The sequence below is a fragment of the Terrabacter sp. Soil810 genome, from assembly GCF_001429645.1.
Lineage (GTDB): Bacteria > Actinomycetota > Actinomycetes > Actinomycetales > Dermatophilaceae > Terrabacter.
This window is the reverse complement of the sequence record NZ_LMSW01000011.1, coordinates 860,173-881,972: the sequence shown is the minus strand read 5'-3', so window position 1 is coordinate 881,972 and position 21,800 is coordinate 860,173. Positions and strand designations below refer to the sequence as shown.

Annotated in this window: 19 protein-coding genes; 2 read left to right on the top strand and 17 right to left on the bottom strand. The window is 71.9% G+C overall.

Going from position 1 to position 21,800, the window contains the following annotated elements; genetic code table 11:
• Position 1 precedes the first annotated feature (1 nt).
• A complete protein-coding gene (locus ASG96_RS09985; RefSeq protein WP_056753928.1) occupies positions 2 to 1,117 on the top strand; it encodes an LOG family protein in 1,116 nt (371 codons plus the stop codon).
• Between the two features lie 112 nt (positions 1,118 to 1,229).
• On the opposite strand, the gene ASG96_RS09980 is transcribed toward ASG96_RS09985, so the two are convergent.
• Complete coding sequence (locus tag ASG96_RS09980) at positions 1,230 to 3,137, bottom strand: propionyl-CoA synthetase (protein WP_057587851.1); 1,908 nt, start codon at positions 3,135 to 3,137, stop codon at positions 1,230 to 1,232.
• A gap of 4 nt (positions 3,138 to 3,141) precedes the next feature.
• Positions 3,142 to 4,530: an MFS transporter gene (locus ASG96_RS09975; RefSeq protein ID WP_057587850.1), complete on the bottom strand. Its 1,389-nt coding sequence runs from the start codon at positions 4,528 to 4,530 to the stop codon at positions 3,142 to 3,144.
• A gap of 71 nt (positions 4,531 to 4,601) precedes the next feature.
• Between ASG96_RS09975 and ASG96_RS09970 the strand changes: the two genes are divergently transcribed.
• On the top strand, positions 4,602 to 5,609 hold the full coding sequence (locus ASG96_RS09970; RefSeq protein WP_056753921.1) for a GlxA family transcriptional regulator: 1,008 nt from the start codon (positions 4,602 to 4,604) through the stop codon (positions 5,607 to 5,609).
• Positions 5,610 to 5,715: 106 nt separating this feature from the next.
• Here the strand turns inward: ASG96_RS09970 and ASG96_RS09965 are convergent, their stop codons facing one another.
• The 15 genes from ASG96_RS09965 to tsf form a co-directional block, all read right to left on the bottom strand.
• Positions 5,716 to 7,302, bottom strand: a complete 1,587-nt coding sequence (locus ASG96_RS09965) for an aspartate:alanine exchanger family transporter (protein WP_235509126.1) — start codon at positions 7,300 to 7,302, stop codon at positions 5,716 to 5,718.
• Between the two features lie 36 nt (positions 7,303 to 7,338).
• Positions 7,339 to 8,487: a N(5)-(carboxyethyl)ornithine synthase gene (locus ASG96_RS09960; protein WP_056753916.1), complete on the bottom strand. Its 1,149-nt coding sequence runs from the start codon at positions 8,485 to 8,487 to the stop codon at positions 7,339 to 7,341.
• Between the two features lie 90 nt (positions 8,488 to 8,577).
• A complete protein-coding gene (rlmN, locus tag ASG96_RS09955; RefSeq protein ID WP_082588544.1) occupies positions 8,578 to 9,813 on the bottom strand; it encodes a 23S rRNA (adenine(2503)-C(2))-methyltransferase RlmN in 1,236 nt (411 codons plus the stop codon).
• A gap of 100 nt (positions 9,814 to 9,913) precedes the next feature.
• Positions 9,914 to 10,732 (bottom strand): SDR family NAD(P)-dependent oxidoreductase, encoded by an 819-nt coding sequence (locus ASG96_RS09950; protein WP_235509125.1) that lies wholly within the window; start codon positions 10,730 to 10,732, stop codon positions 9,914 to 9,916.
• Positions 10,733 to 10,736: 4 nt separating this feature from the next.
• Entirely contained in the window at positions 10,737 to 11,705 is a 969-nt protein-coding gene (locus tag ASG96_RS09945) for a phosphatidate cytidylyltransferase (RefSeq protein WP_057587848.1), read from the bottom strand.
• A gap of 16 nt (positions 11,706 to 11,721) precedes the next feature.
• Positions 11,722 to 12,279: a ribosome recycling factor gene (frr, locus tag ASG96_RS09940; protein WP_056753911.1), complete on the bottom strand. Its 558-nt coding sequence runs from the start codon at positions 12,277 to 12,279 to the stop codon at positions 11,722 to 11,724.
• Positions 12,280 to 12,380: 101 nt separating this feature from the next.
• The gene (gene pyrH / locus ASG96_RS09935) at positions 12,381 to 13,109 is read right to left on the bottom strand and encodes a UMP kinase (RefSeq protein ID WP_056753905.1); all 729 of its coding nucleotides are present in this window, start codon (positions 13,107 to 13,109) and stop codon (positions 12,381 to 12,383) included.
• A 79-nt stretch (positions 13,110 to 13,188) separates the two neighbouring features.
• Positions 13,189 to 14,316, bottom strand: a complete 1,128-nt coding sequence (locus ASG96_RS09930) for an aminotransferase class V-fold PLP-dependent enzyme (protein ID WP_057587847.1) — start codon at positions 14,314 to 14,316, stop codon at positions 13,189 to 13,191.
• A 14-nt stretch (positions 14,317 to 14,330) separates the two neighbouring features.
• Positions 14,331 to 17,045: a DUF4153 domain-containing protein gene (locus ASG96_RS09925; protein ID WP_057587846.1), complete on the bottom strand. Its 2,715-nt coding sequence runs from the start codon at positions 17,043 to 17,045 to the stop codon at positions 14,331 to 14,333.
• Positions 17,042 to 17,815, bottom strand: a complete 774-nt coding sequence (locus ASG96_RS09920) for a response regulator transcription factor (protein WP_056753899.1) — start codon at positions 17,813 to 17,815, stop codon at positions 17,042 to 17,044. Before ASG96_RS09920 ends, ASG96_RS09925 begins: the two co-directional genes overlap by 4 nt.
• Positions 17,816 to 17,930: 115 nt before the next feature.
• On the bottom strand, positions 17,931 to 18,467 hold the full coding sequence (locus ASG96_RS09915; protein WP_056753897.1) for a DsrE/DsrF/DrsH-like family protein: 537 nt from the start codon (positions 18,465 to 18,467) through the stop codon (positions 17,931 to 17,933).
• On the bottom strand, positions 18,467 to 18,781 hold the full coding sequence (locus tag ASG96_RS09910; RefSeq protein WP_056753895.1) for a TusE/DsrC/DsvC family sulfur relay protein: 315 nt from the start codon (positions 18,779 to 18,781) through the stop codon (positions 18,467 to 18,469). The genes ASG96_RS09915 and ASG96_RS09910 overlap by 1 nt, the downstream gene beginning before the upstream one ends.
• 21 nt (positions 18,782 to 18,802) lie before the next feature.
• A complete protein-coding gene (locus ASG96_RS09905; RefSeq protein WP_200958555.1) occupies positions 18,803 to 20,050 on the bottom strand; it encodes an NAD(P)/FAD-dependent oxidoreductase in 1,248 nt (415 codons plus the stop codon).
• A 142-nt stretch (positions 20,051 to 20,192) separates the two neighbouring features.
• Positions 20,193 to 20,783: an antibiotic biosynthesis monooxygenase gene (locus ASG96_RS09900; RefSeq protein ID WP_057587845.1), complete on the bottom strand. Its 591-nt coding sequence runs from the start codon at positions 20,781 to 20,783 to the stop codon at positions 20,193 to 20,195.
• Positions 20,784 to 20,923: 140 nt separating this feature from the next.
• Positions 20,924 to 21,754 carry a translation elongation factor Ts gene (tsf, locus tag ASG96_RS09895; protein WP_056753887.1) on the bottom strand — a complete coding sequence of 277 codons (831 nt, stop codon included), beginning with the start codon at positions 21,752 to 21,754 and terminating at the stop codon, positions 20,924 to 20,926.
• Positions 21,755 to 21,800 lie beyond the last annotated feature (46 nt).

The following is a 21,800-nucleotide window of genomic DNA, read 5'->3' as shown; positions in this document are numbered from 1 at the left end:
CATGGAGATCGAGACCCTGGACGAGCTGGACGACCACCTCGCCTCCGACGGGCCGCTGCGCGGTCTCCGGCTGCAGGACCTCGACCTCACCTCCTATGCGGACCAGTTCGCGTCACGCAGCGACCTCACGGGCCTCGTCGTGCTGGGGGGCACGGTGCCGGTCCGGGTGGCCGAGGTGTTGCTCGCTCGTGGCGCGATCCTCTTCCCGGGCATCGCCGACGCGCCCGTCGACCCGTGGCGCGGCCTCTACTTCCCGTCCGACCTCTACACCGGCCTCGAGCACGGCTATGCCGAGACCCCGGACGCGAAGGCGTACGCGTGGTTCGTCGACGCGCGACTGCGCACCGACGCGTACGCCACCCTCGTCCGTGCCATCCACGACGACTCGGTGACGGACGAGCTCGACGAGTTCGTCCACGGCCGTTCGGTGGTGGGGATCATGGGTGGGCATGCGCTGCAACGGGACTCGGCGGCCTACGCCGGCGCCGCCGGGCTGGGGCACGCCCTCGCCGAGGAGGGTCACCTGGTCGCGACCGGTGGTGGCCCCGGCGCGATGGAGGCCGCCAACCTCGGTGCGCTGTGCCGGAGCGCGGCCGCCGTCGGGGAGGCCGTCGGGAGCATCGCGCGCGTGCCGGGCTTCCGGCCCGACGTCACGGCCTGGGCGGCGACGGCCCTCGCCGCACGCGGGGCCATCGTCGGTGAAGAGCCCCAGGCGCCGTCCGAGACCCTGGGCCCGTCGGCTCGCTCGCTCGGGATCCCGACGTGGTTCTACGGACACGAGCCGCCCAACGTCTTCTGCGACGTCATCGCCAAGTACTTCTCCAACGCGATCCGCGAGGAGGGCCTGCTCGCGCGCTCGAACGCCGGGATCGTCGTGCTCGACGGGGCGGCGGGCACCGTGCAGGAGATCTTCCAGGCGGTGACACCGCTCTACTACGCGCCTGAGGGCGCGCCGCTGGCTCCGCTCGTCCTCGTCGGGCGAGAGCACTGGACCGAGCGGGTGCCCGTCTGGCCGGCCCTCACTGCCATCGCCGCCGGCCGCCCGATGGCCGAGGCGATCCACCTCGTCGACTCCGTTGACGAGGTCCTCCCCCTGCTCCCTGCCCCTCCCGGCTGAACGCCACGGCCCCACCAGAAGTGCGCCACGGCGCAGTTCCAGCGGCCTCCAGAGCCGGATCGCCACCAGAAGTGCGCCACGGCGCAGTTCCGGCGAGGTCTGCGTCGTAGGGTCAGGAACCGCGCAGGACAGGCGTCAGGACCTCGAGGACCGAGGCGTCCTCGATCGTGGCGGGCACGACGGCGGCCTTGCCGTCGGCCAGCTCGCGCATCGTCTTGCGCAGGATCTTGCCCGACCGCGTCTTCGGCAGGCCGGCCACGATGTCGACCTGGTGGAGGGCTGCGACCGCCCCGACCTCCGCGCGGACCCGGGCGACGAGCTCGCGCTTGATCCGGTCGCCGTCGGCCTCGGCGTCGACGCCCGCCTTGAGCACGACGAGCGCCCGGGGCACCTGACCCTTGAGGTCGTCGTGCACGCCGATGACCGCGCACTCGGCGACGGCCTCGTGCCCGGCGAGCGCGGCCTCGAGCGAGCCGGTCGACAGCCGGTGCCCGGCGACGTTGAGGACGTCGTCCGTGCGCCCCATGACGTAGAGGTAGCCGTCCTCGTCGAGGTAGCCGCCGTCGCCCGTCAGGTAGTAGCCCGGGTAGGCCGACAGGTAGGAGCTGACGTAGCGGTCGTCGTCGCCCCAGAGCGTCGGCAGGGTGCCCGGCGGCATCGGGAGCTTGATGCAGATCGCCCCTTCGGTGCCCGGCCCGACCTGCTCGCCGGTCGCGTCGAGGACCCGCACGTCATAGCCGGGGACGGCGACCGTGGGCGAGCCTGCCTTGATCGGCAACAGCCCGATCCCCTTGGGGTTGGAGGCGATCGGCCAGCCGGTCTCGGTCTGCCACCAGTTGTCGATGACGGGCTTGCCCAGCGCGGCGGAGGCCCACTCGTAGGTGTCGGGGTCGAGCCTCTCCCCCGCGAGGAAGAGTGCACGGAAGTGCGACAGGTCGTGGTCGGCAACCTTGGAGGCGCTCGAGTCGTCCTTCTTGATGGCGCGGAACGCCGTGGGCGCAGTGAACATGCAGACGGCGTCGTACTCGGCGATGACCCTCCAGAACGCGCCGGCGTCCGGGGTGCCGACGGGCTTGCCCTCGTAGAGCACTGTCGTCGCGCCCGTGAGCAGCGGCGCGTAGACGATGTAGGAGTGCCCGACGACCCAGCCGACGTCGCTCGCGGTGAACATCGTCTCGCCCGGCGCCACGTCGTAGATGTTGGCCATCGACCAGCGGAGCGCGACGGCGTAGCCACCGCTGTCGCGGTAGATGCCCTTTGGCTTCCCTGTCGTGCCGGACGTGTAGAGGATGTAGAGCGGGTCGGTCGCGGCCACCGTGACACACTCGCTGCCCTCGAGCGCCGCGTCGCCGGACTCGAAGTCCATCCAGTCGAGGTCACGGTCGCCGAGCTCGGCGACGAGCTGCTCCCGCTGGAGCACGACGCAGTGCTCGGGCCGGTGCGCCGAGCGCCTGATCGCCTCGTCGAGGAACGGCTTGTAGGGCACGACGCGGCTCGGCTCGACCCCGCACGACGCCGAGAGCACGACTTTCGGGGCCGCGTCATCGATGCGGGCCGCGAGCTCCTGGGGGGCGAAGCCACCGAAGACGACGGAGTGGATGGCCCCGATGCGGGCGCAGGCGAGCATCGCGATGACGGCCTCGGGCACCATCGGCATGTAGATGACGACCCGGTCGCCCTTGCCGACGCCGAGCCCGCGCAGGCCACCGGCCACGGCGCGCACCCGATCGAGCAGGACGGCATACGTCAGCGTGCTCTTCGTGCCCGTCACCGGGGAGTCGTAGTGGATCGCGGCCTGGTCGCCGCGGCCGGCGGCGACGTGGCGGTCGACGGCGTTGAAGCAGACGTTGAGCTCGGCATCGGGATACCACCGGTAGAACGGCGGCCTCGACTCGTCGAGGATGCGCGTCGGCGGCGTCACCCAGTCGATGCTCTCGGCCGCCTGGCGCCAGAAACCCTCCGGGTCACTCAGGCTCGCGTCGTAGGTGCTCTGGTATGCCGTCGCAGCGCCGTCGCTCATGGGCTCACTGTGCCGTCGGTGACGTCTCCGCGCCAGAGCCCGTGCGCCGAGGTGACACATCTGACAGACGAGCGGTCGAGATCGCGACGCACATCACGGCCGCGACGAGGCACAGGCCGCCCGCGACGTACCAGGCCAGGTCGTAGGTGCCGAGCTGGTCGCGGACGAGACCGGCGCCGAGGGCCGCGCCGGCCGCACCGAGCTGGTGGGAGGCGAAGACCCAGCCGAAGACGATGGGGGCGCGCTCGCCGTAGGCGCTGCGGCACAGGGCCATCGTCGGTGGCACGGTGGCCACCCAGTCGAGGCCGTAGAAGAGCACGAAGGCGAGCATGTTGACGTGCATCGAGTCGCTGAAGAGCGCCGGCAACAGGAAGAGCGAGCCGCCTCGGAGCGTGTAGTACGCCGCGAGCAGGATCCGCGAGTCGACCCGGTCGGTGAGCCAGCCGGAGAAGACGGTGCCGACGATGTCGAAGACCCCGACGAGCGCGAGCAGACCCGCCGCCGTGGTGGTCGGCATGCCGTGGTCGTGGGCCGCCGGGATGAAGTGCGTGCCGACGAGGCCGTTCGTCGAGGCGCCGCACACGGCGAAGCTGCCGGCGAGGAGCCAGAAGACCTTGGTGCGCGCGGCGTCGCGGAGCGTCGCCAGGGCCAGGTGCGCCGGGTGCCCGGTCGGGCGCGGCGGACGTGCGACCGGGGTGCCCGCGGGGGCGCCGTAGGCCGTGATGCCGAGGACGCTCGGGTGGTCGTACAGCTTCCACAGCACGAGCGGGACGACCGTCAGGGCCGCGGCCGACGTGGCGATCGCGGCGGTGCGCCAGCCGTGGTTCTCGGCGAGCCAGGCGAGGACGGGCAGGAAGACGAGCTGGCCCGTGGCGCCCGCGGCCGTGAGCACGCCGGTGACGAGGCCGCGCCGCTCGACGAACCAGCGCCCGGTGACGGTGGCGACGAGGCTCATGGCCATGGCACCCGTGCCGAGACCGACGACGATCCCCCAGCAGAGGACGAGCTGCCACGACGCCGTCATCCAGATCGGCAGCAGCGAGCCGACGCTGACGAGCACGAGGGCGACGGCGACGACCCGCTGGATGCCGAGGCGTTCCATCAGGGCCGCCGAGAAGGGCGCCGCGAGCCCGAAGAGGACGAGGTTGACCGAGACGGCGCCACCGATGACGCCCATCGGCCAGCCGAACTCCTCGTGGAGCGGCGTCATGAGCACGCCCGGCGTGGAGCGGAAGCCGGCCGCGCCGATGATCGTCAGGAAGGTGACGACAGCGACCCACCAGGCCGGGTGGATCCGGTGGCCGGAACGGATCGGCGCGCCGGCGGGGTCGGGGATGGCGCGCTCGGGGACGTCGTCGTCGGGGACGTCGGCGCGGCGGTCGGTCAGGCTCACAGGCACCACCCTGCAGGACCGCTTCGGCGATGACGAGTGGCCAGAAGGACATGATGTGCAAAGATCTGGCCATGAGTCCCGACGCCCCGCGACCGCACCGCGTCGCCGTCCTCGCCCTCGACGGCGTCGTGGCGTTCGAGCTCGGGCTGCCCCACCGCTTCTTCAGCGCGAGCGCCCTCGACCCCGGCTGGCCCGGTCGCCTCACCGGCGCTCCCCCGCCCTACGAGGTGTCCATGTGCACGCTCGACGACGGCCCCGTCATGACGTCTGCCGGCTACGCCGCTCTGCCGACGCACCCGAGATCCGTTGTCGCGCAAGCCGACACGGTCGTCATCCCGGGCATCACCAACACCGCCATCGTCACCCAGGGCGAGCTGCCCACTGCCCTGGTCGAGCTCGCCGCCACGGCCCGGTCCGACGCGCGGTGGCTCTCGATCTGCACCGGGGCCTTCGTCCTCGCTGGCCTCGGCAAGCTCGACGGCCGCGAGGCGACGACGCACTGGGTCTACGAGGACCTCTTCCGCCGTCACTTCCCGACGGTCGACCTCAACCCCGACGTGCTCTACGTCGACCACGGCGACGTCCTCACCTCGGCGGGCAACGCCGCGGGCATCGACCTGCTGCTGCACGTCCTGCGCAGCGACCTCGGCACCGAAGCCGCCAACCGGGTCGCCCGCGGCGCCGTCGTCGCACCCTGGCGCGCGGGCGGCCAGGCCCAGTTCATCGAGCGCCCCGTCCCCGACGAGTCCGAGGCCGGCACCGGATCGACACGCGCCTGGGCCCTCGAGCACCTCGACGAGCCGATCGGCCTGTCCGACCTGGCTCGTCATGCCGGAACGAGCGTGCGCACCTTCACCCGCCGCTTCCGCGAGGAGACGGGCGAGACGGCCGGTACGTGGCTCGCGCGGGCCCGGGTCGACCGGGCCCGGCACCTGCTCGAGACGACCGACCTGCCCGTCGACCGGGTCGCCGCCGCAGCAGGGTTCGGCACCAGCGCCTCACTGCGCCAGCACCTCACGGCCGCCGTGGGCCTGTCGCCCCTCGCCTACCGGCGCACCTACCGCGCCGAGCCGGCCTGACCCGCCGCACAGGTCCTCATCCGGCTCCTCGGGCTGGTCGGCCTCGGCGGGCTCGGCGGGCTCGTCGGGCCCGTCGGGCTCGTCGGGCTCGTCGGGCTCGTCGGGCTCAGCCGAGCCCCGCGAGGACCTGCACGATGACGATCTTGGCGATCATCGCCACCGGGTAGACGAGCACGTAGCCGAGGCTCACTCGGGTGTCGAAGCCGGTGCGGTCGTTGGCGAACGCCAGGATCGCAGGCTGGGTCTGCGCACCGGCCAGCACGCCGGCGTGCTGGGTCCCGCCCATGCGGTGGACGAGGCGCCCGGCCAGGAGCAGCAGCACGGCGGCTCCCGTCGTGACGACGAAACCGAGCACGGCGACCTTCCAGCCGAGGTCGGAGGTGATCGCACCGACGATCCGCTCGCCTGCCCGGGTGCCGGCATACGCGAGGAAGGTGATGACGCCGAAGTAGGACAAGGACTGGGCCGCGCCGTTCGACATCGAGGTCACGACGGGACCGATGCGGCCGAGCCGGCCGAACACGAGGCCGGTGAGCAGCGTCCCAGCGGCCGCGCCGAGGGCGAAACCCCCGCCCGGCAGGGGGATGTGAACCATGCCGACGAGCAGGCCGATCGAGAGCCCGAGGGCGAAGCCGACCGGGTTGATGTCGGACATCCCCCGGTCGGAGTCCCCGAGGAAGGCCGACACCTCCGGCATCCGCTGGACCGGCGACGTGACGCGCACCCGGTCACCCATCTGCAGCACGAGCCCCGGCGCGGCCACGAGGTCGACGTCTGCGCGCCGCACCCGGCTGATGTGGGCGCCGAAGCGGCCCTCGAGGTCGATCGCGCCCACCGATCGGCCGGCGATCTTCTCGTTCGAGACCGTCACCCGGCGGTAGTCCAGGTCCTCGTGCCCCTCGACGATGTCGTGCGAGGAGCGGTGGCCGAGCTCGAGCGTGACCCGGTCGACGAGGTCACGCGGTCCGACGACCGTGACGAGGTCGTTCGGACCGAGCAGCAGCTCGTCGTCGGCCACGAGCGTCGGGTTCGAGAGGTGGTCGTGCTTGAGCCTCGAGAAGGTGACCTTGTGGTCGTAGCGCTCCTCGACGTCGGCGAGGGAGAGCCCCTCCCCGCGTTCCGTGCGGATCGTCTGGTGCACGAGCGGCTCGCTGGGAGGTGCCTCGTTGCCACGATGGCGCAGCGACCACGCCGCCGCGAGGAGCATCCCGACGACGCCCCAGAGGTAGGCGATGGAGTAGCCGACGGTCGGGCCGGCAGGATCGGCGGCCCGTTCGGTCGCCGCGGCGAGGGCGGGGGTGTTGGTCAGGGCGCCGGTGAAGGCCCCGGCCACGACCGACGACGTCAGCCCGAGGGCCCGGCCCACCAGCACTGCTGCGACCGCGACGACGGCGATCGTGGCCACGACCGTGAGCATCACCGGCCACCCTCGGGGCAGGGACGCGAAGAAGCTCGGGCCCGAGACGACCCCGATCGTGTAGGTGAAGAGCACGAGTCCGAGCGTGCCGACGTTCTCCGGGATCTGGAGCTTCACCCCGTTCGCGACGCCGATGGCCGACACGGCGATCGCGGCGAAGAGCACTCCGGCCGGGCCGATCTCGACCGTCCCCAGACGGACCCGCCCCAGCATCGTGCCGACGAGCAGGAGCAGCGCGAGGAGCAGGATCGGTTGCCCCGCCAGCAGAGTGAGCACGCCGTCCTCTCCCTTCCCGGGTCGCTGCAGCCCGGGTCAGGTCGCAAGCGGGAGGTGCGGGTGCTTCGACGAACGACCCTGGAACGACAGGATCGCGGGGTTCTGGATCTCGCCGCCACGGATCTCGATGGCCCGCCGGACCGTCGGGGAGGCGTCCCACGCATCGGGGCCGCCCATGACGGTCGGCAGGAAGGGCAGGAGCGCCTCGCTGATCTCCCACGTCGCGGCGTCCCAGAGGTAGGACGGGCTGTGGTCGACGGCGTAGTAGAGCACGTGGTCGCCGACGAGGAAGGTCGGCTCGGTGAAGGTCGTCGGCTTCGCCCAGCTGAACCCCATGCCTTCGTCGCACGAGACGTCGATGACGATGCTGCCCGGCGTCATCCGCTTGAGGTCGTCGCCCGTCATGAAGGTGATGGGCGCGTCGGTGTCCTGGAGCACGCAGTTGACGACGATGTCGTGCTCGGCGAGGAACTCCCCCAGCGCCACCGGGCCGTGCTCGGTCACGGCGTGGCTCACGCGAGCCGTCGTGTCGTCGGTGTCGAAGTGCACGATCCGGGCCGAGTGGATGGGCGAGGCGACGGCCGCCTTCTGTCGATGCGTGAGCACGTCGACGTCACCGATCCCGAGGGCGTTGAGCGCGGTGACGGCGCCACGGGCCGTCGCACCGAAGCCGATGACGACCGCGCGGCGCTGCGGGCCGTAGTCGCCCGTGATGCCGGCGATCTGGAGGGCGTGCAGCACCGAGCAGTAGCCGGCGAGCTCGTTGTTCTTGTGGAAGACGTGGAGGCTGAAGGAGCCGTCCTTGTTCCAGTGGTTCATCGCCTCGAACGCGATGAGCGTCAGCTGCCGGTCGATGGCGACCTGGGTGAGCTCGGCGTCCTGCACGCAGTGCGGCCAGCCCCAGAGGACCTGGCCCTCCCGCAGGGCCGAGATGTCGCTGAGCAGGGGCTTGGGCGCGAGGATGACGTCGCACTCCGCCACGAGCTGCTCGCGGCTGCGGAAGCCGCCGACGAAGCGCTCGAGCTGGTCGTCGGAGACGCCGTGCCGCTCGCCGTAGCCGGTCTCGAGGAAGACCCGGCCGCGCAGCTCCACGGGGATGCGGTCGACGTGCTTGGGGTGCAGCGGCAGCCGGTGCTCGTTCTCCTTGAGCGACCGGGCCATGACGCCGAGGCTGAGCTGGTCCATGCGCGTACCTCCTGGTGGGCCGCCCCGCGCTCAGCCCGGCGACTCGTCACCAGCGCCCGAGCCGGGCACGACCCCGTCAGCGTACGCGTGTCAGGCGGTCGAGGCGGCGAGCTGGCCGCAGGCGCCGTCGATGTCCTGGCCCCGGGTGTCGCGGATGGTCGTCGGGATGCCGTGGGCGCGCAGCCTCTCGACGAAGTTCTGCTCGACACCGCGTCGGCTCGCGGTCCACTTCGAGCCCGGCGTCGGGTTGAGCGGGATCGGGTTGACGTGCACCCACCCCTTGCCACGGCGGTTCAGCTTCTCGCCGAGCAGGTCGGCGCGCCAGCCCTGGTCGTTGATGTCGCGGATGAGGGCGTACTCGATCGACACGCGCCGACCGGTCGCCTCGAAGTAGCGGTAGGCGGCGTCGAGCGCCTCGTCGACGGACCACCGGGTGTTGATCGGCACGAGCTCGTTGCGCAGCTCGTCGTCGGGGGCGTGCAGTGACAGGGCCAGCGTCACCGGGATGCCTTCGGCCGTCAGCTTGTCGATGCCGGGCACGAGGCCGACCGTCGACATCGTGATGCCGCGGGCCGACATGCCGAGGCCATCGGGGGCCTGGTCGGTGAGGCGACGGATGGCGCCGACCGACGCCTTGTAGTTGGCCAGCGCCTCGCCCATGCCCATGAAGACGACGTTGCTGACGCGCAGCGGCGCCTCCCGGTCCTCGTCGCCGCCGCCGGCGAGCTCACCCCGTCGCAGAGCCCGAGCGGCCCAGACGACCTGCTCGACGATCTCGCCCGCCGACATGTTGCGGGTCAGGCCCGCCTGGCCGGTCGCGCAGAACGGGCAGTTCATGCCGCAGCCGGCCTGGCTCGAGATGCAGATCGTCACGCGGTTGGGGTAGCGCATGAGCACGGACTCGACGATCGCGCCGTCGTGCAGGCGCCACGCGTACTTCATCGTCTGGCCGTCGTCGGCGACGCGCTGCACGATGGGCGTGAGCAGGGTCGGGAGGAGGTCGGCGACGAGCTCGGACCGCACCGCCTTGGGCAGGTCGGTCATCTGCTCGGGATCGTCCTCGAGCCGCTCGAAGTAGTGCGTCGACAGCTGCTTGGCCCGGAACCCCTTGTGCCCCAAGGACTCGACGGCTTCCTTGCGCTCGGCCGGCGTGAAGTCGGCGAGATGGCGCGGCGGCTTGCCGCGGCGGGGCGCCTGGAAGGTCAGCTGCCCCGGCACGGGACGGGCCGTCGTCGGCTCGGGCAGCGCGACCGGCGGCTGCACGTCGACGGCCTCGGTGGTGGGCTGGGGGGCGGACTCGGCGGCGGGGGCTGGGGTGTCGGTCATCTCCCCTCCAGTGTCTCAGGTGGAGTCAAAACGCGGGTCGGCCGGCCGGGCGACCCCACCGAGGGCGCATGCCGCCCTCCCGCGCCCGGGCGCCGGACGCTCAGTCGCGTCGGGCTGCGCGCTGTTCAGTGACGGTGTTGCCGCCGTCGACGACGAGCACCTGGCCCGTGACGTAGGACGACTCACGGCTGGCGAGGAAGGCAATGGCAGCGGCGACCTCGTCGGGAGTGCCGGAGCGGGCGAGCGGCGTCGCCCGTCCCTCGCGCGCCTCGGCCTCGGTCTGCGACCCGGTCGCCACCCAGCCCGGGGCGACCGCGTTCACGGTGGTGCCGTGCATCCCCTCGTCGACCGCGAGTGCCCGCGCCAGACCGAGGAGCGCGGCCTTGGCCGTGGCGTAGGCGACCTCCCCGCGCATGGCCATGGCGCCGCCGGTGACGCTGCTGACGAGGACGAGCCGACCCGCCCCGGACGCCCGCAGGTGCGGCAGGGCGGCCCGGCTGACGAGGTAGGCGGTGTCGAGGTTGCGGGCGAGCGACCCGTGCCAGCGCGCGGGGTCGGTGGCCGCGAGGTCGCCACCGAGTGTGTCGGGGTCGGCGGCGCTCGTCATGCCGGCCTTGTTGACGACGACGTCGAGTTGACCGTGCGCCGCTGTCCACGCCCCGACGAGCGCCTGTGCCGCCGGCTCGTGCGTCAGGTCGCCGACGTGGCCGCTCGCCGTCACTCCCTCGCGACGCAGCCACGCGACGCGCTCGTGCACCCGGTCGGTCGTCGCGGTGAGCACGACGGAGGCGCCCAGCCGGCCGAGCAGGCGGGCCGTGGCGAAGCCGATGCCGCTCGCGCTGCCGGCGCCAGTCACGAGGGCGACCCGGCCGGTCTGGCCGAAGGGCGCGGTCAGGGCGGCCGCCCGTGCCTCGGCCACCGGGTCAGCCCGGCTTGGCGGCGAGCAGCGTCAGCACGGCCCACACGATGGGCGCGACGACGACGAGCGAGTCGAGACGGTCCATGACCCCGCCGTGGCCGGGCAGGACGTTGGACATGTCCTTGATCCCGAGGTCGCGCTTGATGAGCGACTCCATGAGGTCGCCGACCGTGGCGGCGACGGCGACACCGACACCCAGCGCGATCCCGATGACCCACGAGTGGCCGAGCAGGAAGTGGACCGTGAGCGAGCCGCCGACGATGCAGAGCAGCACCGAGCCGGCGAAGCCCTCCCAGGACTTCTTCGGGCTGATGGTCGGCGCCATGGGGTGCTTGCCGAAGAGGACGCCCGCCGCATACCCGCCGACGTCGCTGCAGACGGTGGTGATGAAGAAGACGAAGATGCGTGCGACGCCGTCCTCCGGCGCGAGCAGGAGGATCGCGAAGCCGACGAGGAAGGTCGGGTAGGTGGCGATGAAGATGCCGCCGAGGACGTCGCGCCCGGCGCCGTCGAGGCGACCGGTGCCGCGCCAGAGCACGACGGCGAGGCACGTCAGGGACCAGGCGACGACGAGGCCGGCGGGACCGTGGACGAAGGCGGCCCAGAGCATCACGACCAGGCCGACGACCGGTGGGACGAGCGGCGCCCGGACGGCGGCGTGGCGCAAGGCCCCACGCAGCTCCCAGATGCCCACGGCCACGCCGAGCGCGACGAGCGTGATGAACGCCTCTTTGCGGATCAGCAGGGTCGCGACGATGAGGATGCCGAGGCCGACCCCCACGGCGATCGCCGCCGGCAGGTTGCGCCCTGCCCGGCTCTGCTTCTTCTCGATGACCTGCTCGGCGGGGAGGCCGGCGAGCTCGTCGAGGCTCGGGTCGTAGGGGACGGGGTCGAGCGGCCCGGCCCCGCCGTCGCCGGCCTGCGCCGTGGGCGCGGGGTCCACGGGGTCCGGCGGGGAGTCGGTCGTCATCATCGGTCGAGCATCGAGGTCACACCTCGAGCAGCTCGGCCTCCTTGGCCTTGACGAGCCCCTCGACGAGGTCGGTGTGCTTCTTGGTGAGGCCGTCGAGCTCCTTCTCGGCGCGCGACCCGTCGTCCTCGCCGACCTCGCCGTCCTTGACGAGCTTGTCGAGGTCGGTCTTGGCCTTGCGACGGATGTTGCGCACCGAGACGCGCGCCTCCTCGGCCTTGTGGTTGGCGAGCTTGATGTACTCGCGGCGGCGCTCCTCGGTCAGCTCCGGCATGACGCAGCGGATCTGGTTGCCGTCGCTGCTCGGGTTGACGCCGAGGTCGGAGTCGCGGATGGCGCGCTCGATCTCGTGCATCGCCGACTTGTCGAAGGGGATGACGAGGATGGTGCGGGGCTCGGGGTTCTGGAACGAGGCGAGCTGCTGCAGCGGGGTCGGCGCGCCGTAGTACTCGACCGTGAGCTTGTTGAACAGCCCCGGGTTGGCGCGGCCGGTGCGGATGCCCGCGAAGTCCTCCTTGAGGACCTCGACGGCCTTGTCCATCTTCTCCTCGGCCTCGAACATCGTCTCTTCGATCATGGCTCTGGCTTCCTCGTCCCTCGTTCGTGGGGTGGTGCAGGGGTTTCAGCGGGTTCGTGCGCTTCGGTGGGACTGCTCGCGTCGCAGCGGCAGGCGACCGCTCAGGCGTTGGTGACCAGCGTGCCGATCTTCTCACCGAGCAGGGCGCGCGTGATGTTACCCGCGCCCTCCATGCCGAAGACGACCATCGGCAGCTTGTTCTCCATGCAGAGGCTGAAAGCGGCCGCGTCGACGACCTTGAGTCCCTCGACGATGGCGTCCTGGAAGGTGACCGTCTCGAGCTTCTTGGCGTCGGGGTTGGTGCGCGGGTCGGAGTCGTAGACGCCGTCGACGCCGTTCTTGGCGATGAGCACGGCGTCGCACTTGATCTCGAGGGCGCGCTGGGCGCTGACCGTGTCGGTGGAGAAGAACGGCATGCCGGCGCCGGCGCCGAAGATGACGACGCGGTGCTTCTCGAGGTGGCGGATGGCCCGACGCGGGATGTAGGGCTCGGCGACCTGCTGCATGGCGATCGCGGACTGCACGCGCGTCTCGATGCCCTCCTTCTCGAGGAAGTCCTGCAGGGCGAGGCAGTTCATGACGGTGCCGAGCATGCCCATGTAGTCGGCACGCGTGCGGTCCATGCCGCGCTGCTGGAGCTCGGCGCCGCGGAAGAAGTTGCCTCCGCCGATGACGACGGCGACCTCGACGCCGCCGCGCACGGCGTCGGCGATCTGCTGGGCGATGCCGGAGACGACGGCCGGGTCGAGTCCGATGCTCCCGCCCCCGAACACCTCACCGGAGAGCTTGAGAAGGACCCGGTGGAAGGGGGTTGTCTGGGCGTCGGTCATGGCGCAGGGCCTCCTCGTGGGCAGCGTTCCGGCGGTCGGTCGATCTTTCCACATCCCGCGGACATCGGCCGCATCGGGTTCAGGCGGCGAGGACCCCGGGCAGCGCGGCCGCGAGCCGGGCGTAGTCGGACTCGTCGTTGTAGGGCGCGGCGGCGAGCCGGAGGTAGCCCCGACCGTCGAACGCGACCGGAGGCACGACGAAGCCGGCCGTGTGGAGGCGTTGCCACAGCGCCTCGGCGTCCTCGGTCGTGGTCGCCACTCCCTCAGGGAGCGCGACGAGACGCAGGCACGGGGCGGAGGGTATGCCGCCGAGCGGGCTGTCGGTGCGGAGCGCCTCCCGCACGAGCTCGGCCCCGCGCAGGAGCAGGTCGGCATTGCGGTGGACCTGGGGCCACCCGCCGAGGCCGGCCCAGGCGGCGAGGCCGTCGGGCACGGCCACCCACGACGAGTGGTCGACGGTGCCCTGCAGGTCGAAGCGCTCGGGGAAGGGCAGTCCGTGGCTCCACGAGGTGACGAGCGGACGCATCGCCTCGCGGTGCTCGGGAGCCACCCAGAGGGTCGCTGCGGCGCGTGGCGTGTAGGCCCACTTGTGCAGGTTGCCCGACCAGAAGGCGACGCCGAGCGCCTCGACGTCGAGTCCGGGCAGCGCGCCGGGCACGTGGGCGGCGTCGACGAGGACCGGGACGGGAGCCACGGCCGCGGCGACCTCGTCCACGGGTAGCACGAGGGCCGTCGGCGAGGTGATCTGGTCGATGACGACGAGGCGGGTGCGCGGGGTCACGGCCGACGCGAAGGCCGTCACGACGTCCCGGGGACCGCTGTCGACCCCGAAGGTCGCGGTGCGCAGCGTCCCGCCGCGCGCCTCGACGGACCAGCCGGCCGTGAGGTAGCCGTGGTTGCTGACGACGACGTCGTCCCCGGGGCCGATGCCGAGGCCCTGGAGCACGACCCCGACGGCCTCGGTGACGTTGCGCACGAGCGCCGTCGACGCGGCGGGCACGCCCACGAAGGCGGCCGCGGACTCCCGTGCCGCCGCGAGCGCCGAGGGCAGCTCGTCGCGGAAGGCCCGCATGGGCGCCCCCTCGACGCTCGCCCGGGCACGGTCCTGGGCCTCACGGACCGAGCGGGGCACGGCACCGAACGCACCGTGGTTGAGGTGGGTCAGGGCCGGGTCGAGCTCGAACAGCTCGGCGATGTCGCGACGCACCCGACCATCCTGCCTCAGGGGTTGAGCCCGCCCGACATCAGGTCCGGGCACCGGGCCGCCTCTGCCGGAGTCATCGGCGCCACGTCGACGGACGCCTCGCGGGAGCGACCGAGGTTCCACGACAGGACGTCCTCACGCTGGGCGCGTGCCGCGATCGTCGACGGGAGCACGATGCAGGCCGAGACGTCCCGGGGCAGGCCGGCGACGATCGCCGGCGTGGCGTCGGAGCCCAGCGACCGCAGGTAGGCCGCGTCGAGCTTGCCCGTGGCCTGGTAGCGGTCGATGTTGCGCTGCGCGACCCACGCCTCGGGGTTGGCGAGGCCACCGACGAGCACGAAGGCGACGGCGGACGCCAGCGCCGCGCGCGGGAGCCACCACCCCGAGAGCCGGACCCCGGCGACGAGGACGAGCACGACGAGCAGGCCGAGCCAGAGCTCGAACCCGTCGACGAGCACCCGGAGCAGCGTGAAGCCGTAGGCCTGCTGGTAGAGGTCCATCCGGTGCAGCGCCGACCCGACGACGACCAGCGTGAGACCGCACAGCGCCCCGAGCACGACGCGGAGCACGAGCCGCTCCTGTGTCGTCGATCGCGGCGCCTTGCGGACCGCGAGCGCCACGGTGGCGAGCGTGAGCACCGTCGCGGCCGTGAGCTGGCCGAAGCCCTGGTGGACGTACTCGGCGTACGTCAGCCCGGTCGTGCGCTGGACGTAGTCGTGCCCGCCGAAGAGGGCCGCCGCCTGGGCCACGACGAACGCGACGAAGAGGGCGACGACGAGGCCGACGGGCACGACCCACTCCCAGACGCGCGCCACCGGACGCGCCTCGGGCAGGGCGACGCGCTCGACGCGCGGCGGGTTGAGGGCGACGTAGCCGGCGGCGAGCAGGGCCCCGCCCATGACGAAGCCGACGAAGAAGCGGAAGGTCAGGCCGTCCCACGCGACGTGCGGCACGAGCGTCTGCGCCCACGACCCGAAGACCGCGTCGCCAGAGGCGAAGAGGCCGCCGAAGACGACGAGCGCGACCAGCGAGATGGCGGCGGTGCGCACGACCGGCCACACGACGTTGATCCGGCTCGTCGCGGAGACGGTGCGGCCGAGCAGCGGCAGGCCGCGCAGGGCGGCGAGGGGCCAGGACGCGAGCCCGGCTCCGAGGGAGAGGAAGCCCTTCGCGTCGGTGAGCGCCGTCGTCAGCACGAGGACCCCGAGCATCACGGACATGACCGTGAGCCACTCGGCGGCCCGCAGCACCGAGAAGGACGCGAGACCGACGCAGAGCACGCTGCTGACGGCCGTCCAGCGGGTCGTGCGGTAGCGCGTCGTGCGCCAGAGGACGACGCCCCCGAGGAGGAGCACGCCGAACAGCGCCACACCGATGTCGCGGTAGGGCAGCAGCACGGCCGACAGGACCCCGACGCCGAGGCAGAGCAGCAGTAGGCGGACCTGCGGGGCGAGACCTGCCTCGGGCCAGAGGTCACCGAAGAGCGAGTCGACGACCGGCTTCGGCGCCCCCACGGGCAGGCCGGAGTATGCCGTCGGGCGCGGTGCGGGGCCCGGCCCGCCCGGCGCTCCGCCTGGGGTGCGTCCCGCCGCGGCGGGAATGGGTGCGGGCACGGTGGGCTCCTCGGGGTCTGGACCCGCGGCGGACGCGGGCCGGGCGGTGGTGGAGGTCGGGGTCGTCGGAGGGGTGGGTGCGTCCGCGGCGTTCTGGGCGGCATACGGCGGCATGGACCCCGGCGAGCGCGGCAGGACGGCCCGGAGGCGGGCGCCGTGCTCGCCCTCGGGAGGCGCGACGGCGGCGATCGACCCGCCGTGCAGCTCGCACACCCAGCTCGCGATGGCGAGCCCGATCCCGGTCCCGCCGCCGGCGTCGTCGCCGGAGCCGAAGCGGTCGAAGATGCGGTGGGCGTGCTCGGCCGGGATGCCCGGCCCCTCGTCGGCGACCTGGAGCCACCACCGGTCCGGTCCGTCGGGACCGGCGCTGACGGTGACGCGGCCGCCCGGCGGGCTGTGCCGGTCGGCGTTGTCGAGCAGGTTGGCGAGCACCTGGGCGAGGCGGGCCGCGTCCGCGGTGACGTGCAGGTCGCTCGGGACGTCGACGACGTGCACGGTGCCGCGCCGCGAGACGCCGGCCTCCGCGACGGCGGTCTCGACGAGCTCGTGGACGTCGACGGCCGCCAGCGCGAGGGGCGTCCGCCCGCCGTCGACCGCGCTGAGGTCGAGCAGGTCGCCGACGAGCCCGCCGAGGCGCTCGGCCTGGGCGAGCGCGGTGCGCAGCACGGCGTCGTCGGGACGCACGACGCCGTCGACGAGGTTCTCGAGCAGGGCCTGCTGGGCGGCGAGTGGCGTGCGCAGCTCGTGTGAGACCGTCGCGACGAGCTGGCGTCGCTGCTGGTCGGCGTCGGCGAGGTCGGCTGCCATGGTGTTGAAGGCGTCGGCGAGCACCCCCACCTCGTCGGCGGACGTCGCCGGGACGCGCTGCGAGTAGTCGCCGGTCGCCATCCGCGACGCCGCGGCGGTCATCTCGCGCAGCGGGGACGTCATGCCGCGAGCGAGCCACTGGGTGACCCCGAGGGCGGCGGCGATCGTCACCGGGAGGGTGAGCCAGCCGGGCACGCCGGCCCGGTCGCCGATGACGGAGACGAGCGACGCGGCCACGATGCTGGCGGCCACGAGCAGGCCGAGCTTGACCTTGATCGAGCGGATGCCGTCGAGGGGCCGGTCGGCGTTCACGGTCGGCCCGCCCCGTCGGCGCGGGTGTCGTCGTCCCCGCCGGCAGGTGCGACCGGGCCGGTCTCGAGCGAGTAGCCGACGCCGTGGACGGTGCGGACGCGGTCGGACCCGATCTTGGCCCGCAGCGACTTCACGTGGCTGTCGAGGGTGCGGGTGCCGCCGGCGTCCGCCCACCCCCACACCTCGCGCATCAGCTCGTCGCGCCCCCGCACAGCGCCGGGCTCGGCGGCGAGGGCCAGGAGCAGGTCGAACTCGAGAGGCGTCAGGTGCACCTCGCTCCCCCGTGCCGAGACCCTGCGAGACCCGCGGTCGACCGTCAGGTCACCGACCACGAGCACGGGGGGCTGCTCCGCGGCCAGCTCGCGCGCCCGGTCGACGCGACGCAGCAGGGCGCGGATGCGGGCGACGACCTCGCGCATGCGGAACGGCTTGGTCACGTAGTCGTCGGCGCCGACCCCGAGGCCGACGAGCAGGTCGGTCTCGTCGGCACGCGCCGTGAGCATGAGCACCGGGACCGGCCGCTCCGCCTGGATCCGCCGGCAGACCTCGAGCCCGTCGAAGCCGGGCAGCATGAGGTCGAGGACGACGAGGTCGGGCGCGTGCTCGCCGTGGGCCGCGACCGCACCGGGTCCGTCGAACGCCTGGACGACACGGAAGCCTTCTGCCACAAGACGATCGGTGACGGCCTGGTTGATCGTCGGGTCGTCCTCGACGACGAGCAGAACGGGAGCGGCGGCGCTCGACGACGGTCCGGCATACCCCTGGTTCATGTCCCTGAGCCTAGGAGTGGGCGCGCGGGCAGCGCGGGTGCGACGTGTGGAGATCGTGTGAAGGCCGGCCGGGCCCACACCGGCCCGACCGGCCACACCCACCCACCACGCTGGATCAGATGAAGAGCAGCTGCGCGCCCTCCGTCAGCTCGATGAAGTCCGAGGCCGAGATGATCCCCTCGACGTCGTCGCGCAGGTCGTCCTCGGTCAGGTGCTGCATGTCCGCCGACATCCGGCAGGCCCACAGGTGCCCGCCCGAGCCGACGATCTGGTCGAGGAACTCCGGCACCTCGGGCACGTCGAGGTCGGCGATGGCCTTCTTCATCTGCGACGTGGCGAGGTGCGTCATCCCGGGGATGCCACCGAGGCCCTGCGGCAGGTGCGTGGCGGTGTTGCCGAGCATCGTGAACTTGAGGTCGCCCGAGGTCTTCTTGTTGATCATGTCGAAGCCCCAGAAGGTGAAGAACAGATGGGTCTCCACCCCCTCACCGAGCGCGGCGTTGGCCAGGATGAGCCCCGGGTAGGCCATGTCGAGGTTGCCCTTGCTGCAGATGATCGCGAGCTTGCGCCCCTGCGACTCGGGCGAGTCGAACACCGGCACGAACGGGGCGCTCTGGGCGGTCTGGTCGGTCTGGGTGGTTGCGGTGGTCATCACACACATCCCTTCGGCTTGGGCAGCCCCGCGACGTAGGCCATCTTCTTGGCCGGCTTGCCGGGGAAGAGGTCGAAGAGGGACTTGATCGGGGTGCCGGTCTGGGTGCTGACCCGGCGGAGCGTGGCCGTCTCGCCCAGGTGTGCGAAGTCGTCACGGAGGAAGTGGACGAGCTTCCAGTGGTCGTCGGTCAGCTCGATCCCGATGAGCCGGGCCAGCTCGGAGCCGAGGTCGTCGGACCACTGGTCGGGATGGGTGAGGAAGCCCTCGTCGTTGACCTCGACGGCATGGCCGGCGATTGTGGTGGTGGGCATGGTGGCGCTCCTTTGCTGAGCTCACGCAGCGGGGACCTTCCCCGCCATCGACATCTGCGCGGGCAGGCCGAGGGGTCGTCCGGGGAGCAGGATGTTCCAGTAGATGTGGCGGAACGCGAGCTTGCCGAGGTGGTTCGCACGCGACTGCTTGAGCAACGTCATCGGCCCGAGGTGCGGCACCGGGAAGGTGCCGGTCAACGGTTCGGTGTCGTAGTTGAAGTCGAGGAGCATCGCCTTGCCTCCGCCGGACTCGACGAAGCAGTTGGCGTGGCCGTCGAACGCATGGGTCATGTCCTGGCCGTGCACGTGCTCGATGAAGTTCTCGACGAAGACCTCGACGGAGAAGTGCGCGACGGAGCCGGCCTTCGACGTCGGGATGTTGCTCGCGTCGCCGAGGACGAAGATCGACGCGTGCTTGGTCGAGAGGCTCGTGTGCTTGTCGACCGGCACGTAGTTCAGCTCGTCGCCGAGGCCCGACCGGGCGACGAAGTCGGCGCCCATGTTGAGCGGGATCGTCACGAGCTGGTCGTAGGCGACCTCGCGCTCGTCGTAGGACACGAGGACGCGTCGCTCCTGGTCCACGTGCTCGACCATGAAGTCGGTCTCGACGGTGATGCCCTTGTCGGCGAGCAGGTGCCCGAGCTCACGGCTCGCGACCGGCTTGGTGAAGGCGCCGTCCAGCGGGGTCACGTAGACGATCTCGGTACGCTCGCGCAGGCCACGGCGTCGCAGGAAGTCGTCGGCGAGGAACGCGAACTCGAGGGGCGCCACCGGGCACTTGATCGGCATCTCGGTGACGTGCACGACCAGCCGGCCGCCCGAGAAGCCGGCGAGCGCCTCACGCAGGGCCGTCGCACCCTCGTAGGTGTAGAACTCGCCGACGCTGCGGTGCCACTCGGGCCCGAGCATCCCCGGCGTCTGGTCGGGTCGGGGGCTCGTGCCGGAGGCGATGACGAGCTCGTCGTAGACGAGGGTGCGCCCGTCGAGGAGCGAGACCTCGCGGGCGACGGGGTCGACGCGGTCGACGTCGCCGAGCACGAGCTCCACGCCCTCGGTGATGAGGCCGTGCCTGCTGCGTCGCACCTGCTCCGGCTCGATGAGCCCGAACGGCAGGAAGAGATAGCCCGGCTGGTAGTCGTGGACGTCGTCCTTGTCGACGACGGTGATGCGCCACTCGGTGGTGGGGAGGCGGTGCCTCAGCTTGTTCACGACCATGGTGCCGGCCGTACCCGCTCCCAGGACCACGAGGGACCTCATGGTGGTGGTCATGCTTCGAAAGTACCCCCACGGGTATCCGGAGCGCTGTGAGCCACGAGACAACGGGGCTGTGATGTGTGAGACAAAGGCCTGCCTCACAAGGGATTTCGTCGACGACCGCGTCAGTCCGTGGCCGTCGGTCGCCAGCAGGCCGTCAGTCGGCCTTGAGCCACCGACCGAAGAGCCGGGTCACGAACGGCAGGAAGAGGTAGGTCATCCACGGCGTCGCGAGCAGGGTCGTGACGAGGACCCGAGGCACCACGGGCCACTGCCCGCTGAACGGTGAGAGCAGGTAGGTCAGGGCCAGGCTCGTCGGGAAGAACGCGACCCAGATGACGGTCGCCTGCTTCCAGCGTGGGGGCGCAGACGGTCCCCCCGGGGCCGCCTCGCGCACCGACGACGACGTCGGCTCGTCGAACCAGCCCTCGATGCCGGTGCGGTACTCCGTGCGGCGGTGCTCGACGAGGTCGGCCGCCGAGCGCAGCCACCGGAGCCGCTCGGGCGAGCGCTCCCACGTGTCGAGGTGGGCGCGCGAGTCGAAGCGGTAGAGCATGTGCCAGTCCTCGGCGCCCGAGCGCACCCAGCCGGCACCGAGGAAGCCCTCGAAGCGCTCGGCCATCGAGGTCCCGGCATGGACCCAGGCCTGCATGAGCAGCTCGTCCTCGGGGGCCACCCGTCGGGTGATCGAGACGGTCAGCGGGCCGTCGACCTCGTCGGTGGTGGGCGTGTCGGTGCGGGTGCTCAAGGGCTCCTCCAGGGGTTCGTCCGGTCGACCCGGGTCGGGCCCGGAACGCGACGATGCCGGCCGCCCCGACGGGGGCGACCGGCATACGTCGTCGTGATGCGCGGGTTCTGCGCTACGAGTGGTGGGGTGAGGTCAGGACCTCACTGGCCGACGCGGAAGCGCGCGAAGGACTTCGCCGTGGCGCCGCCCTCCTCGAGCACCTTGCCGACGGTCTTCTTGGCGTCCTTGGCGAAGGCCTGCTCGAGCAGGACGTTCTCCTTGAAGAAGCCGTTGACGCGACCCTCGATGATGCGGGGAAGAGCAGCCTCGGGCTTGCCCTCCTCCTTGGCGGTGGCCTCGGCGACGCGACGCTCGTTCTCGACCGTCTCGGCCGGGACCTCCTCGCGCGACAGCACCGTCGGGCTGAACGCGGCGATGTGCATCGCGACGTCGCGACCGACGGTCTCGTCGCCACCCTCGAGCGCGACGAGGACGCCGATCTGCGCCGGCAGGTCGGGGCTCGTCTTGTGCAGGTAGGACACGACCTTCTCGCCCTCGACACGGGCCACGCGACGGATCTCGATCTTCTCGCCGATCGTCGCGTTGGCCTCGTCGAGCAGCTCCTGGACGGTCTTGCCGTCCTCGAGGCTGCTCTTGAGCAGCTCGTCGGCGTCGGTGGCCTTGGCGGCCACGGCCTGCGCGAGGACCTGGTCGGCGAGGGCGATGAACTTCTCACCCTTGGCGACGAAGTCGGTCTCGCAGTTGACCTCGACCAGCGTGCCGACGCCGTCGCCGGCCTCGGCCGTCACGAGGCCGTTGGAGGCCGAGCGGCCCTCACGCTTCGTGACGCCCTTGAGGCCCTTGACGCGAAGGATCTCGATGGCCTTGGCGCGGTCGCCGTCGGCCTCGTCGAGCGCCTTCTTGACGTCCATCATGCCGGCGCCCGTCTGCTCGCGCAGCGCCTTGATGTCAGCGGCGGTGTAGTTCGCCATGCTCTGTATCGCTCTTTTCGTCAGTGGAGATTGACTCGTGTTGTGA

What these genes read in the sequence shown, in the direction of transcription:
- ASG96_RS09985 (WP_056753928.1), top strand. Translation starts at nt 2, where the DNA reads ATGGAGATCGAGACCCTGGACGAGCTGGACGACCACCTCGCCTCCGAC.
- ASG96_RS09980 (WP_057587851.1), bottom strand. Translation starts at nt 3,137, where the DNA reads ATGAGCGACGGCGCTGCGACGGCATACCAGAGCACCTACGACGCGAGC.
- ASG96_RS09970 (WP_056753921.1), top strand. Translation starts at nt 4,602, where the DNA reads ATGAGTCCCGACGCCCCGCGACCGCACCGCGTCGCCGTCCTCGCCCTC.
- ASG96_RS09960 (WP_056753916.1), bottom strand. Translation starts at nt 8,487, where the DNA reads ATGGACCAGCTCAGCCTCGGCGTCATGGCCCGGTCGCTCAAGGAGAAC.
- rlmN (WP_082588544.1), bottom strand. Translation starts at nt 9,813, where the DNA reads ATGACCGACACCCCAGCCCCCGCCGCCGAGTCCGCCCCCCAGCCCACC.
- ASG96_RS09945 (WP_057587848.1), bottom strand. Translation starts at nt 11,705, where the DNA reads ATGATGACGACCGACTCCCCGCCGGACCCCGTGGACCCCGCGCCCACG.
- frr (WP_056753911.1), bottom strand. Translation starts at nt 12,279, where the DNA reads ATGATCGAAGAGACGATGTTCGAGGCCGAGGAGAAGATGGACAAGGCC.
- pyrH (WP_056753905.1), bottom strand. Translation starts at nt 13,109, where the DNA reads ATGACCGACGCCCAGACAACCCCCTTCCACCGGGTCCTTCTCAAGCTC.
- ASG96_RS09920 (WP_056753899.1), bottom strand. Translation starts at nt 17,815, where the DNA reads ATGAACCAGGGGTATGCCGGACCGTCGTCGAGCGCCGCCGCTCCCGTT.
- ASG96_RS09915 (WP_056753897.1), bottom strand. Translation starts at nt 18,467, where the DNA reads ATGACCACCGCAACCACCCAGACCGACCAGACCGCCCAGAGCGCCCCG.
- ASG96_RS09910 (WP_056753895.1), bottom strand. Translation starts at nt 18,781, where the DNA reads ATGCCCACCACCACAATCGCCGGCCATGCCGTCGAGGTCAACGACGAG.
- ASG96_RS09905 (WP_200958555.1), bottom strand. Translation starts at nt 20,050, where the DNA reads ATGACCACCACCATGAGGTCCCTCGTGGTCCTGGGAGCGGGTACGGCC.
- tsf (WP_056753887.1), bottom strand. Translation starts at nt 21,754, where the DNA reads ATGGCGAACTACACCGCCGCTGACATCAAGGCGCTGCGCGAGCAGACG.